This is a genomic window from Polyangiaceae bacterium (assembly GCA_020633205.1).
Lineage (GTDB): Bacteria > Myxococcota_A > Polyangia > Polyangiales > Polyangiaceae > JAHBVY01.
The window spans coordinates 270,163-284,717 of the sequence record JACKEB010000017.1; the positions used below are offsets into that span (position 1 = coordinate 270,163).

9 protein-coding genes are annotated in these 14,555 nt (G+C 64.5%); 7 read left to right on the forward strand and 2 right to left on the reverse strand.

Annotated elements, in window-relative coordinates; genetic code table 11:
- Positions 1–90 precede the first annotated feature (90 nt).
- Positions 91–879 carry a TetR/AcrR family transcriptional regulator gene (locus H6718_27575; protein ID MCB9589205.1) on the reverse strand — a complete coding sequence of 263 codons (789 nt, stop codon included), beginning with the start codon at positions 877–879 and terminating at the stop codon, positions 91–93.
- A 223-nt stretch (positions 880–1,102) separates the two neighbouring features.
- The gene (locus H6718_27580) at positions 1,103–1,810 is read right to left on the reverse strand and encodes a hypothetical protein (GenBank protein MCB9589206.1); all 708 of its coding nucleotides are present in this window, start codon (positions 1,808–1,810) and stop codon (positions 1,103–1,105) included.
- An 859-nt stretch (positions 1,811–2,669) separates the two neighbouring features.
- Between H6718_27580 and H6718_27585 the strand changes: the two genes are divergently transcribed.
- The 7 genes from H6718_27585 (at position 2,670) to H6718_27615 (ending at position 14,519) form a co-directional block, all read left to right on the forward strand.
- Complete coding sequence (locus H6718_27585; GenBank protein MCB9589207.1) at positions 2,670–3,797, forward strand: c-type cytochrome; 1,128 nt, start codon at positions 2,670–2,672, stop codon at positions 3,795–3,797.
- Between the two features lie 477 nt (positions 3,798–4,274).
- Positions 4,275–5,213, forward strand: a complete 939-nt coding sequence (locus H6718_27590) for a hypothetical protein (GenBank protein ID MCB9589208.1) — start codon at positions 4,275–4,277, stop codon at positions 5,211–5,213.
- 235 nt (positions 5,214–5,448) lie between these two features.
- A complete protein-coding gene (locus H6718_27595; GenBank protein ID MCB9589209.1) occupies positions 5,449–9,534 on the forward strand; it encodes a HEAT repeat domain-containing protein in 4,086 nt (1,361 codons plus the stop codon).
- On the forward strand, positions 9,531–10,157 hold the full coding sequence (locus H6718_27600) for a hypothetical protein (protein ID MCB9589210.1): 627 nt from the start codon (positions 9,531–9,533) through the stop codon (positions 10,155–10,157). The genes H6718_27595 and H6718_27600 overlap by 4 nt, the downstream gene beginning before the upstream one ends.
- Positions 10,158–10,221: 64 nt before the next feature.
- The gene (gene tsaD / locus H6718_27605; GenBank protein MCB9589211.1) at positions 10,222–11,301 is read left to right on the forward strand and encodes a tRNA (adenosine(37)-N6)-threonylcarbamoyltransferase complex transferase subunit TsaD; all 1,080 of its coding nucleotides are present in this window, start codon (positions 10,222–10,224) and stop codon (positions 11,299–11,301) included.
- A gap of 137 nt (positions 11,302–11,438) precedes the next feature.
- Positions 11,439–12,254: an SDR family oxidoreductase gene (locus H6718_27610; GenBank protein ID MCB9589212.1), complete on the forward strand. Its 816-nt coding sequence runs from the start codon at positions 11,439–11,441 to the stop codon at positions 12,252–12,254.
- 12 nt (positions 12,255–12,266) lie between these two features.
- Positions 12,267–14,519 carry a tetratricopeptide repeat protein gene (locus H6718_27615; GenBank protein MCB9589213.1) on the forward strand — a complete coding sequence of 751 codons (2,253 nt, stop codon included), beginning with the start codon at positions 12,267–12,269 and terminating at the stop codon, positions 14,517–14,519.
- Positions 14,520–14,555: the final 36 nt, after the last annotated feature.

Below are 14,555 nucleotides of genomic sequence, written 5' to 3' on the forward strand. Positions count from 1 at the left end.
CACACTGCGGCGCCGCAACGGCGTAGCCGCAACAACGAAACTTGTGCGCGATTTTGCAGGGGCGCAGCGGATTGCAGCTGTGAGCGGGTGTCAGCGCTGCTTGAGCAGCGTGAAAAGGAGCTCATTCAGCTCCTGGCGGTCCAAATCCAAACGACGAGGCCCCGCAGCCTCCAACAACTCAATCCCAAGCGCGATTGCGAGCAGCATCGGCGCCACGGTGGTGGGCGCAGCGTCTAGACGCAACGTGGCGCGGCCGTGTTCATTCGATCCGGCGTGTTTATCGAAGCCGACGTGTTCTTCGAAGCTGCCGTTTTGATCGAAACTGCCGGGCTCGTTCAGGCGCCCCTGCGCGGCCATTTCCCCTAGGTAGCGCCGAATGCGCTCAAAGCTGGCAAGCACGGCTTCGCGCACGTTTGGGATGCGAGCCGCTGCATGCAGGATCAGAGCGACAGGGAGCCGCCGCGCCTCCCCATCCGGCTCCGGAAAGGGCTGGCTAGGCGCCGGGACAGAACGCGGGGGCGCCGCGCCGGACGGCAAGGAGAGCCCGTTGCCCAGGAGCTCGGCCTCGAAGCTCTCCAGTGCACGCAGGGCCACCGCCTCAACGAGGTGTTCCCGGCTGCCAAAGTGCACGTTGTAGGCGCCACGGGTGCGGCCTGCCACGCTGCAGATGACGTCTAGCCCTGGTTGATCGAACCCTTCCTGGATAAACAAGCGCTCGGCGGCGTCGATCAGCGCTTGGCGAGTCTGCGCCTTCGCCTGGGCACGCGCTGGCCCTAGTTTGCGCCGCCGCTTGCCGCTCTTCGCGCTGTTGACTTCGCGCGACGCGGGCCCAACGACCTCGGTATCCGCCGCCGAGTTACTCGCTTGCTCTCCAGACACTGAAGAGAAGCATTAGTCACCCCGAAGGGCCTTGGCAAGTCGCGCCACATTCCGCCCGGTAACAGCTGCCGTTCCCTGAGCAGATTCCGCTGAGCAGATTCCGCGGCAACGCTATCGAGTGGTGCGACGAGGAGATGCTGCAACCGGGCGCTTTTGCGCTGATGTTCACGCGCGCCGGATCCTCAGCGGGCTGCCGCGCGCCGGATCCTCACTCGGCTGCCGTCTACTTGAAGTTCTGGCTGGCCCAGATGCTGCCGTCCGCCATCTTGTAGAAGCCACAAGCCACCTTCGAGTACTTGTCACTCGACATGTTGATGTAGTGGCCGTGCTCACTGAACGGCTCCCCGGGGCCTTCATTCCACATCGCCTGCAGGCAGTTTTGAATGACATCGTCATAGCTGCCCCAGCCCGGGCAGGTGTTCTGAGCGAACTCGCCACACATGCCAAAGTTACCGTGAGCGCCGCCGCCATTCGCGTCGTTGCCTGCCTGCTCATCGGCGCACGCTTCACCGTCGGTCCAACGGGCATACGGGGGCTTGCCCTCGGTCGCGCGAAAGTCATTGATACGCTTGACGCAGGCATCGCGGAGGGCATCCAGGGGGTCCGTGGAGCTGCTGCCGCTCGACCCGCCACTGCCCGCGACGCCCGCGGTGCCGGCGTTCCCCGCGGAACCAGCCGTTGCGCCGGTCCCGCCGGTCGCGCCGTTGCCACCAGACGCGCCGTTACCCCCGTTGCCCGATGCGCCGCTGCCACCCGAAGCACCACTGCCTCCGGATGCGCCGCTGCCGCCCAAGCCCGCCGTTCCACCTGAGCTGCTATCGCCGTCGGTCTGGATGCACCCGCCGGCCAACGTGAAAACGCACGCAAGCGCCAGCACGCTGGCACTGCTCCGTAGTTCGGTCGTCGCCACTCGTGAAACTCGTCGAAGCATTGTGATCTCCTAGTGAGGCGAATCTGTGATTCGCTGAACAAATCAACGCAGCGTTCCTGGTCTCAATAGCAGCCCAAAGGCGCAAAACTCGTGCGCCCACAGCTTCGGGGGGCGGGCGAGTTTTGCAGCGAGCTGCGGAGACATGGCACTACCAGGGTTGCTGTTGGGGGGAGGGTGTCGTTCAACACCTCGCTCCAGTCATTGCAGCGCGAATCATCGACGAGCGCCAGCGATTCGGCACAAATATCCCTGCGGTTTTTCATTCAGTGCGGAGCATCCAGTGCTGCGGTCATGCTTGCGTGGTGGCACCGCCCCACATCTCGTGCACAACGGGGGCGACGCCCCACGTGCTGGATGTGTGTCCACCGACCACTCGAATCTCCGCATTGGAACTCGCATGACCTGATGGTCAGCGTATCGCTCCGACAACCGAACGCTCGCTTGGTCTCACAACTCTTTCCCCATAATTTCCTTGGGGAAATTTTTCAGCGAGCTGACTCAGCGCCAAGCCGGGCGTCACTCCCAGCCGACGCGAGGCAGGCGCCGGGGAGTCGGGTCGCAGCGGCTCGGCACCCCGTCCATTCCCCCAGAGCGAGGCGATGAGGCACCGCCATTTGGCCCCGCCCCGAGAGTTCCGTGTCAACGCTGCGACGCCGTAAGCATTGCGACAAAAAGCCCTAAAACAACGTGTTGCATCGTTTCCGCAACCGTGGCTTGCTCTGCTAACCAACGAGGCCGACTGGGGGATAGCTGTTCCTCGCGTCCACACGGGCGCGAGCCGAGATGAGCAGGCGCTGCTTGAGACGGCAGACGCGGTCGACCGGAAACCCAACACGGACGGGGCGCGGAGGACAACACCATGAAGGCTCAACTCACCACACTGATTGGCGCGATCAGCGCTGCGGCGCTGCTCTCGGTGGCTTGCGACGACAAGCCGGCAGAGCCGAGCAAGCCCAGCGAAGCAAAGAAGCCTGAGGCCACGGCAAAGGCCACGCCAAGCGCTGCGCCCAGCGTGGATAAGAACGGTTTGCCGATCCCCCCGAAGAATCTGCTCAAGCTCAAGATCCCTGATGACAACGAGATGACCAAGGAGAAGGTCGAACTCGGTCATCAGCTGTTCTTCGACAAGCGCCTGAGCGTGGACGGAAGCCGGTCTTGTTACTCGTGTCACATGAACGAGGACGGTACCGGTGGACACGACCCGCTCGCGATCGGCGCGGGGGACAAGCCGCTCACCCGCCACGCTCCAGCCATGTGGAACGTCGCGTACCTCCCGAAGCTCTACTGGGACGGCCGAGCCGACAGCCTCGAAGCTCAGATGAAGGGCGCTTGGGCGGGAGGCAATATGGGCGTCGGAAAGGACAAGCTCGAAGACAAGGCGAAGGAGATCGCCAAGATCGAAGGCTACGCGAAGCAATTCGAAGCGGTGTTCGGCAAGGACAGCGTCACACCAGACAACATCGCGAAAGCGGTGTCGGCCTATGAGCGCACGCTTTTCTGCGCGGATACGAAATGGGACAAGTCCATGGCTGGCGACAAGTCCGCCATGAGCAGCGATGAGCAAGCCGGTTGGGAGCTGTTCGTGGGCAAGGCCGCTTGCAACACTTGCCACACGCCGCCCATGTTCTCTGATGCCTTCGCCGTCGCCGACGGCGCATTCCACAACACCGGCGTCGGCATCGAAGGCAAGAAGCCCGAGGAAGTGGATCCAGGGCGCAAGGCGATCAGCAAGAGCGAGACGGACTTCGCCGCGTTCAAGACACCCAGCCTGCGCAACGTCGCCAAGACCGCCCCGTACTTCCACGACGGCCACGCCAAGACCTTGGAAGAAGCAGTCAAGTTCATGGCCAGTGGCGGCTACGACAATCCAAACAAGGACTCGCGACTCGTCGACAAGAAGCTCTCCGACGCAGAGATCAAGCAGATCGTCGCGTTCCTCGGCGCGCTCAACTGCGAAGGCAAGCTCGAGGAGCCAAAGCTGCCCTAGCGCGCTCTTTGCGGCTCGCTCGCTCTGGCTTCTCTGGCTAAACGCGCGCCTCGACCAGTCACGAGAGCGAGCACCAAGGTTCCGAATGCAGGCCAGTGGCGTACATCGCCGCTGGCCGTCTCGCGTTGGTGGCGCGCCAGGCAAACCCCGCGGTGGAATCGTGCGGGGCTGCAAACTTTCAGCGACGCAGTGCATTCCTCAGACGTCATCCGTGGAAGCCCACTCCACCTCGGCGGTAGGCCGCAGAGTTTGCCGCTGCTCTTTCGAACCGTTGCCGGGTTCGCGCCTCGTGCGCCGAAATGCAAACGCGAGCAAGCGATGCTTGAAGCTTGAAGTGTTCAACAATCGCCCGCTCATCGATGTCGCGCGTTTCGTTGGTGGGAGCTGGGTGCTAAACTCTCGCTTCTCCCCTTCCCCCGAACCGCGCCCGGCTCGCCAGCAGTAGACGCCAGCCAACGCGCGGATGGAGTGCTTAAGATGCGTGTCTCGTCAACGAAGCGTCAGCTAGGTCTCGGTCTCTTCTTGGTCTCCGGTTTGGTTTGGGCGACCGCATGCGGACGCACCACCATCGACTTCGGAGCACCTGAGGGCAACGGTGGCACCGGTGGCTTCGGCGCTGAGGGTGGCTTTGGCGCTGAGGGCGGCTTCGGTGCCGAAGGTGGCTTTGGGGGTGACGCCGGGTTCGGAGGAAGCGGCGCTCAAGGCGGCAGCGCAGGCGGAGGCGCACAAGGTGGTGTCGGCGCCGAGGGTGGCTTTGGTGGTGACGCGGGCTTCGGGGGCAGTGGCGCCTCGGGTGGCGCGCCGGATGATTGCCTCGCGGCAGCGACCGACACCTGCGACGAGTGCACGTGTGGTGGCTGTCGAGCAGAGTGGGATGCCTGCCAGGATGACAGCGGCTGCATCGCCATTGTCGATTGCGCGAAGGCGGCGGGGTGCAGCGGCGCTCAGTGCCTCGGCCCGTGTGGGCAGGTGATTCAGCAGAACGGCGGCGTGCAAGGTCAGCCTGCGCAGCTCGCCCTGGGGCTTGGCACTTGCCAGAGCACCACCTGCGGCAGTGACTGCAACGGCAGCGGCGGCAGCGGTGGGACTGGCGGGACCGGTGGCGGAGGCGGCATCGTGGACTGCATCAGCTGCGTCGGACAGAACTGCCCGTCTGCTCAGCAGTGCTTGCTCGATCAGGCGTGTCGTGACGGCGCCATCTGCGCGTTCACCCAATGCCTTGGGGGCGGCGGTGGCGGTGGCGGTGGGCTCGACTTCCAGTGCCTACTGGGTTGCTTCAACGGGGACTTCAACGCCGCACTTCAGGCGTTCAACTCCGTGCAGTGCGTCTTCTCCTCATGCGGCAGCGACTGCGGCGGCCTGCTCGGCGGCGGGGGCGGCGGCACACCCTTCGGCGGCTTCGGCGGCGGCAACTGAGAGCCAAACTTCCTCGGGGTTCGTCCGTCTCAAAGCGGATGGGCCCCGTCGATCGCTCCACGCCTGGGCCACGCCCCGCCGACCCAACGTCTAGCTCCCCTGGGTTTTTTTGGGGGGTGAGGCACGAATCCTGGCCGCTGGGGCTCGGTTTTTCTGCGCCGTACACCCCGAGCGCTGTCGCCTGGGCGGCTTTTGCTAAGGTTGCCCTATGCCTTCATCGGGGAAGGGTCGCTCGATGACCACAGGAGGGCGCGCTCGCGCGCGTTGGTTCGGACGCGCCGGAGCAGCGCTCGCGCTCCTATTCGGGCTTTCACTGGCGGGCAGTGCCGACGCCCAGTTCAACCCGGGAGGCCGCAAGCGTCCGAAGCCCGGCGCGACGAAACCTCAAGGCAAAAAACCGCGCGGAAATAAACCCAAGGACAAGCCGACTCGCAAGCAAGACCCGGACAAGCTGATCAAGCGCTACCGGGACATCGTACTGAAGCAGCCAGGTGCGCAGTTCCCCCTGCAACGTCTGGCGCAGCTCTACCGAGAGCGCGACGGCAAGCTCGACAAGCTGATCGAGGACCTAGAAAAGCTCGCCGAAGGCAAGGGCAAGAAGGCGTACAACGCCAAGGTCGCGCTTGCAGGTATCTACCGCCAAGACGGCCAGATGGATCGCGCGGTGACCACCTACGAGGCGGCGATTGCGGAGCGCCCGAAGGATCACGTGGCGCTGATCGCCCTGGCTCAGTTGCTCCAAGATCGCGGCGACAAGGCGGGCGCGTTCGACCGCTTCGAGAAGGCGCTGCCCCGGCTCAAGATCGATGCAGACATCGAGCAGACCCTACGCACGTTGATGGGGCTCGCACTGGACCTAGAGCGCTACAAGCAAGCCTCGGAGTTTCACGAGAAGCTCGTCACGCGGGCCAAGGGCAGCTTCTTCGTGCGCGCGGAGCTCGGTCGCGAGCTGATGCTGCGCGCGAAGTACAAGCGCGCGGTGACCGAGTTCGAGAGCGTGGTCAAGCATGCGAGCGGCGACAACCGCGTGCTCGCACCAGCGCTGCGCGATCTGGGGCAGGCACAAGCCAAAGCCAAGCTGACGAAAGACGCGCTCAAGACCTTGAAGCGCGCCCTGCAGATCGCTGGCGCAGAGGCCGGTGTACGCCGCGAGATCTACGATGTAATCGTCGAGGTTTACCGCGCGGAAGATAAGCTACGGGAACTGATCACCCTCGTCGAGAAGGAGACGTCTCGAGATTTCTACCGCGCCAAGATGCTCGGCGCACTCTACGAAGAGACGGGGCAGGTCAAGAAGGCGCTCAAGGCCTACCAAGAGGCTCTGGCGAAGAAGTCGAGCGATATCGAGACGCGGCTCAAGGTAGTCCAGCTGCTGCAAATCCAAGGTGAGCTTGAAGAAGCCATCAAGCAATACGAAGCGCTAATCCGCGCGGCACCGCGAAACCCAGACTTCGTCTTCCAGCTGGCGGAGGCCCTGATCCAACGCGGCGATCGCAAGGCCGCGCTGGAGCACTTGCAGAAGCTCGAAGGTCGCTCAAAGGGAGACGAGGAAACCCTCGCCGCGCTCGTCGACTTCTATGAGCGTGTTGAGGAGCGAAAGCGCGCGATGGAGGTGCTGCAACGGCTGGCGCGCGATCCGCGGGATCCACGTCACTTGGTCGAGCTTGGAGATCGCTACTACCAGGACGGTGACAAGGAAAAGGCCGTGCGCACCTGGAAGCGCATCATGAACCTGATCCCCAACAAGGCCCGTGCGCTGTTCACGCTCGGAGAAGTCTACTTGGAGCACGACATGCCCAAGGAGGCGCTCGAGAGCCTCGCCGAGGCCGTGAAGCTCGCCCCAAAGCTCACGAACTACAAGAAGTCCTACGCGCTTGCGCTGGAGCGCACGGGCGCTGGCGCATCCGCCGCCCAGAAGCAGGCTCAGTACGAGCAGGCGCTCAAGATCTGGGAAGGCTTGCTGCTCGATGCAAGCGCCGCCCACGTCGCTCGCGAGGCGCGACAACACATCGTCACGCTGTGGTCACTCTCTGGGCAGATCGAAGAGAAGGTCACCCCGCTCAGCCGTAGGCTCAACGGGAAGCCACCAGACCTGGACGCCGGACGGCTCCTTGCGGAAATACACGTAAGGCGCAAGCGCTACTCCGAGGCGGAGAAGGTGCTGACCAAAGTCACTAACGCCGCACCAGGAGACGCGGAGAGCTTCTTGCGCCTCGAACACGTGCTGGTCGTGCAGCGCAAGCTCAAGAGCGCTATCGCGGTGCTAGAGAAGCTGGTCAAGGTCGAGCCGAAGCGCGCCCGTGAATACTACCAGCGCATGGCGAACTACGCGGCAGAGCTCTATCAAGACGATGCGGCGATCAAATATGCGGCGCGAGCCGTGGAGCTATCGCCTGACGACGCCGAGGGCCATCGCAAGCTCGGCGAGATGTATCGGCGCCGCCAAGACAACGACAAGGCGATCGCTCAGTTCCGCCAGGCCATCTCCAAGAACGATCGGCTGTTCCCTGTCTACTTCCAGCTCGCCGAGTTGTTGATCAATCGGGGTGAGATCGACGAAGCAGATCGGCTGCTACGGCGGGTCGTACGGGCCTCTCCAGATGAAGACTTGGTGAGCCAAGCGACGCGTATCAGCATGCAGCTGAACCTGGGCCGCGGCAGCCTAGAGTCCCTGGAAAAGGAACTCCTGCCCGTTGCGCTCGGGAACCCTGGGAAGCCGATCTATCGCCGCCTCTTGGTCGAGATCTACGGCGCCATGGCGTTCCCACTGGTTCACCTCTCGAAGAGCGCAAACAAAGCAGAGGCCAAGAAGGCGTCGGCAGAGCTCGCGAAGATCGGCGAACGCGCGGTCAAGCCACTGCTCGACGCGCTGAGCGACGACCAAGGCACGCAGCAACGGACGGCCCTCGAGCTGCTCTCGCATATTCAGAACAAGGGGGCAGGCCCCTCGCTGGTTGCTTATGCCACCGGCAAGGCGGATCCGGAGCTACGCGTCTGGGCGATGCTCGCCGTCGCGGCGCTCAAAGACCCCGGCCTGTTGCCGAAGCTCTCCGAGCTGATTGCCCCGGGGAATCAGGTCCGCTCGGAGGAAGCCGACCCGGTGCTCGTCGCCGCGGCGTTTGCCGTAGCACGCATGCAGGACCCCAAGGCTCGACCGCTGCTGCTCAAGCTCCTGGAGAGTGACGCGCCTAGCGTGCGCGCGTGTGGCGCGCTGGGGCTCGGCTTGGTCGGCACGCCTCAGGACACGGCGCGCCTCGCGGAGATCGCGCGCTCGCTAGAGGCCGGGCCGCTCCCACGAGCGGCCGCGGCCTTCGCGCTCGGAGAGCGCGGCGCGTCCCAGCAGGCTGATGTGTTGGCACAGCTCGCAGAGGCCAACGACGCTTTGGTGCGCGGTCAGGCGATCTTGGCGATGGCTCGCTTGAAGGATGCGCGCGCCGGACGAGCGATTACTCAAGCTTGGCTGAGCGCCGACGACCGGCAGCGTGAGGCCGCGCAGAGCGCCGCGGTGGTGCTTGCCACGGGGCAATTCGATATCGGCTCTGCGCTGGACAAGCCGCCCAGGTCCGGGAAGGTAGACGTACGGCAGCTGGTTAGCTCCCTCACCCCCGAAACACCCAGTGCCGACGCAGCAGCGGACGCTATCATCAAGCTCGCGCCGTCGCTGGCCGAGTCGGTGGGCGGCGCCGTTCAGAGCTCGCCAGAGCGCGCAGAGGTCGTCGCCGAGATGCTGCCTGGCAGCGACTCCAAGCTGGACACCGGTGCCCTGGGCTACAAGCAAGACTTCAGCAAACTTTCCGCTGGGAAAAAGAAGCAGCTCCGAGCTGCCCTCGAGCGGATCGCCCATGGCGCGGTAGAGCCGTTCATCTCGCTGTCGAATCACCCCACTTCCGAGGTGCGAAGCCGCGCAGTGCAGTTCCTGGCGGCGCGCCCAGAGCCTGCCGCGAGGAGCGCAGTGGTCGCGCGACTGAACGACCGCGATGAAGGCGTGCAACTGACCGCACTCACGGCGCTCGGTGGCCTGGGACAAGCGGACGCCAGCGTGACGAGTTCCATCGCAAAGCTGCTCGAGAAGAAGCACCCTTGGACGTTGCGCGCGCGCGCCGCAGACACACTGGCAGAGCTTGGGAGCGGCGCGAAGAGCGAGGACGTGCTCAAGGCGCTCAGCGAAGCCGCGAAGAGCGACGAGCTCGCCATCGTGCGTGAGGCGTGTTTCAAGGCGCTGCTCAAGATCGACCCAGTGCGCGGCAAGCAAGTGGCGAGTTACCTCGCGCAACATGACTCGGAACCGCGACTGCAAGCCGCGGCGAAGCAAGCTTTATGAGGCGCCGCACTTCGCAGCTCGTGCCTGCGCTGTCTGTCTCTCCAGCGCTGTCTGTCTCTCCAGCGCTGTCTGTCTCTCCAGCGCTGTGCGTCTTTCGAGCGCTGCGCGTTGGGCTAGCGCTCACGCTGCTGAGCCCGCTCCTCGCGGGCTGTAAGGATCTGGAACGCTACGACACCGGCCCCGGTGAGGCGTACTGCGGAAACATCATCGGTGCCGAGTTCATTCGCACGCCGGAGCGCGTGGGCGGCTTCTCTCAGGAGCTGCGCATCCGGGTGACTCTCGACACCGAGCATCTGGATAGCGCGCCAGGCACCTTGAGCTCGAACGACACGAGCGGCCCGTGCGCGCCAGAAGCGACGTTCGATGGAGCGCCCATGATCCCCGTGCAGGAGTTGTCGAGCGACCCGCTGAGCCAGCTGAGCTTCGGCGATGGTCGCGACTTCAGCTTCCTCGCGTGGGTCGAGTCCAGCTGTCGCGGCCCCATGTTGGCTGTAGTCAGCCTGATGAACGACAACGAGCTCGAGCTCAGGCTACTGAAGCCGCCGACTCAGACCGCCGCCGGGCCGCGTCCCGCCTTTGCGCTGTTTCGCACCCAGCTGAGCAGTGGTAGCTGCGGCTTCTGAAGGCTCTGAACCGCGGGGGCGGGTGCTCGCTGGCTAGGCTCGGAATGCATGGTATGGCTCGGCGGTGCGAGTCCTAGGCATCGAGACATCTTGCGATGAAACCGCGGCTGCCATCGTCGACCACGACGGTGTGGTACTGAGCGACGTCGTCCACAGCCAGGTGAAGCTTCACGCCGAATACGGCGGTGTGGTCCCCGAACTCGCGTCGCGCGATCACCTGAAGAACGGCCGCTACGTCGTCGAGGCGGCACTCGAGCGCGCGGGCCTCGCACTGGGAGATCTAGATGGCATCGCCGTCACGTGCCGCCCCGGCCTCGCAGGGGCACTGTTGGTCGGTGTGCAGCTCGCCCAAGGTCTATCCTGGGCGAGCGGGCTACCGGTCGTCGGTGTGGACCACTTGGTGGGTCACCTGTTGGCAGCTTACCTGCGCTTTCCCAACCTGGAACCACTCGCGCCGCGCCTGCCCTTCATCGCGCTGATCGCTTCGGGTGGGCACACTGCGATTTACCGCGTGGATTCAAAGCAAGCGGACGGCATCCGCGAGCTGGGTGGAACGCGAGACGACGCAGCGGGCGAAGCCTACGACAAGGTCGCGAAGCTCTTGGGGCTAGGCTACCCCGGTGGCCCCATCATCGACCGCTTGGCGGCGGAGGGGAACGCCAAGGGAGTGAAGCTCTCGAAGCCCATGCCTCAACGTGACTCCCTCGAATTCAGCTTCTCCGGACTGAAGACCAACGTGGCGCGTTGGGTTGAGGAGCACGGTCGCCCCGGAGACGACCAGACACTTCGGGATCTGTGTGCTGCTTTTCAGACCCGCGTGGTCGACGCTCTGCTCAGCAAAACTTTCCGCGCGGCAACTCAAGAGGGAGTCGATTGCGTCGTGCTCGGAGGCGGCGTAGCCGCAAACCGTCAGCTGCGCGCTCGGGCGGTTGAGCTCGGGACATCACGCGAAATCCACGTCGTGGCCCCGCCCTTACGCGGCTGCACGGACAACGCCGCGATGATCGCCTACGCAGGTATCCAGCGCCTTGCCACTGGGGCTGACGACCGTGGTCAGCTGACCACCAGCACCAAGACCAGCCTGCCGCGAGTCACGCGCAAAGGCCGAGGGAAACGCACGCGAAACCTGCCTCACGAAGCGTGATCGCGCGCGTTTGCATACGAGATTGCCGCGGCGTGCGCGGTGGAAGCAACTTCCACCGCCACTGGGTTGATAGTTGAACTGACCACATTTCACTTCGAGTGTGGCGCCCTGCCGAGGTTTGCAGTACTCCGAGCCTGATGGCGCAGAAGTCGTTCAAGAGCATCTACGCTCAGGGTCTATTCGAAGGCCAGGTCGTGGTGGTGACTGGCGGAGGCACCGGGATTGGCCTCGCCACCGCACAGGAGCTGGCCTACCTCGGCGCGACCGTCGCCATCTGCAGTCGCAAGCAAGAGAACATCGACGCCGGCCTCGAGGCGCTACGTGGCTACGGGCCCGAGCCGATCGGAGGCATCGCCGACGTGCGCGACCCCGACTCGTGCGATGCCTTCGTGAAGCAGGTGGTCGACCAAGCGGGGCACATCGACGTGCTGGTGAACAACGCCGGCGGTCAGTTCCCGTGCCCAGCGGAACAGCTATCTTCCCGCGGTTTCGAGGCGGTCATTCGCAACAACCTGATCGGGCTCTTCAGCATGACCCACGCGGTGGCCACCGGCGCGATGATCCCCGCAAAGCGTGGCCGCATCGTCAACGTGATCGCCGATATCTATCGGGGCTTCCCCGGAATGGTCCACACGGGCGCCGCTCGGGCCGGCGTGGACAACATGACGAAGACGCTTGCGGTGGAGTGGGCACACCACGGCATTCGGGTGAACGCATGCGCTCCGGGTACGATTCGTTCTTCCGGCACCACGCAGTATGGCGAAGGCACGCTGGAGCTCTCGCGCCAAGCGACGCCCCTCAAGCGTCTAGGCACCGTCGAAGAGGTCTCCCGCGTGATTGTGTTTCTCGCCAGCAGAGAAAACGACTTCGTGACCGGCTCGACCTACTACATCGACGGCGGCGGTTCGTTGTGGGGCGATATCTGGCCCATCGAAGAACCCGCAGAAACCTGATACGACCGGGCGGTGCCCGGGTCAGACCCACATGACGAGCAGCCAACGCTCGCATCCGCGGAGCCTGCGGCGGCGCCAGCAAGCCAGAGTGGCGGTCAGCCGCCCGCAGCCCCAAAGCAACCGGCTGGGCCGCCAAAGCCGAACGTCGCGCTGCGCTTGTGGTACTGGCTGAAGCGCTACTTCACGGAACAAGACCCGACGTTCTGGAACGCGCTTTTGCCAGGGCTGATCCTGGTGGCCATCGTCTACACCCGCAGCCCGACGACCAACTGCATCTTTGACGAGCAGGAGGCATTGCTCGCGAACCCGTACGTCAACGGCGATCACCTGCTGTGGCGGGACGCATTCACCCGCGACTTCTGGGGTCTACCCCCGACGGGTAGCATTGGGTCCTACCGGCCCATCCCGAATCTGATCTGGCGCGCGCTGTGGCGCTTGCGCGAGCACCCGTGGCTTCCCCACTGGGTGAACCTGATGCTCCACGCGATCAACGCGGCACTTTTGTGTCGCCTCGCGATGTTTCTTGCCCCAGGGAAACGCGGGTTCGCGTGGCTCACAGGGCTGGTGTTCCTGGCGAGCGCGGTGCTGACGGAAGCCGTGACTGGCGTCGTCGGCATCGCGGATGTGCTGGGCGGTATGGGCGTGCTACTGGCGCTGCTCTGCTTGCGCTTGCCGGCGTGGGCCATGCCGTTCGGCGTGTTCATGTCGCTGCTCTTCGGCTTGTTCTCCAAGGAGAGCGCCATCGTGGCGGTGCCACTCGTGGCGTGGGCGGCGTTGATCTTTGCGCCGCTCATGCACCCGGAGCGGCCACATCGCGTCCTGCGCACGCTGCTGTCGCTGGGCAGCGCGGTGGCGGCACTGGTGCTCTACACGGAGCTGCGCAGGCGCTGGTTTCCGGTATCGCTACCCGAAGAGCTTCTACAACCGTTGCCCGAGACGGAGCCGATCACCCGGCGCGCTCTGCATGCGTTCATGCGCTGGTTCGCCCAACCGCGGCTGCCGAAGGACCCGATCAACAATCCGTTGGTGAACGCCGACTTGCCTCATCGTATCGGTGGCGCATTGCGCGTCTACGCGCGAGGCATCGGACAGACGTTGTTCCCTTGGAAGCTGGCGGGTGACTACAGTTTCCCCCAGGAACCAATCCCACCGAAGCTGCTGACGCCGAGCATCATTCTCGGCTTCCTGGGCATGTTCGTCGCACCCATCGTCGGCATCGCCTACTGGATCGCCTCGCTGTTCCGCGTGGGTGACGAACGCAAAGCCGCCCCCCAGGCGGGTGCACCTGACGCCGCCAGCGACACACCGTCAGCTGCGCTGCCTGATGCTGCGGATTTTGGGGGAGAGGGAGCAGCGGTACCTGACGCACCTCCCCCCCAAGCTGATGCAACCCAGAACGGCGTCAGCGAGTTCGTGGCGCCTCAAACCCTCCAGCCGCAGACCGTCGATGACCAGCGCGCCCCGGCGCCCGAAGTGGTGGTGCCAGAACTCACTTGGTCGCCTCGGGTCATCACCTACGCGCTGATCGCCTTCACGCTGGTTTGGGTGCCGGTCTCCTACTTCCCCCACTCCAACATCCCGGTGCTGCTACCCACGGTACGGGCCGAGCGCTTTTGGTACCTGCCGGTGATCGGCCTCGCGCCGCTCTACGCCTGGGCGCTGTTGCACATTTCTCAGTGGAAACTCTTCCAGACCGGAACGGAGCGCAAGCGTCAGCTTGGGCGCTGGGCGGGGGTGGCCGTGGTCACGGCCTTTGTGGTCTTCCAGCTGCAGAGCGCACGCATGCACGCCCTCGACTACACGAACGACCTGGTTTTCTGGCGCGCAACCGCCCAGAGCTCCTCGAACAGCGCGAAGGCGCACCTGAACTACTCGGTGATGCTCGGCGCGCGCGGCTTCATGGAGCAGCGCCTGGTCGAGGGAAAAAAGGCCATGGAGCTCGCTCCGGAGTGGCCCATGGCGCACATCTACTACGGCGACGCGCTCTGCCGCATGCGCCGCGCCGAGGAGGCGTGGCCTCACTACAAGCGGGGCTTCGAACTCAACCCGGCTGACCAAAACCTGATCTCCCTGGCGCTGCAGTGCCTGTGGGACGAAAAAGCCTGGGAGCCGCACAAGCAAGAGCTGCTCGACCTAGCAGACAAGAACCCCGGCTCCTGGCTGGCGTTTCTCGCGCGAGACCTGGTCTACAACGGCGAGAAGCACAACGGGGTCGACCCGAAGTATCGTCCGCGCGGATACAACGAAGGTCCGAAGAAGGACTAGGCACCGAGGAGCACAATCCACTCGGTGCTCGGAACC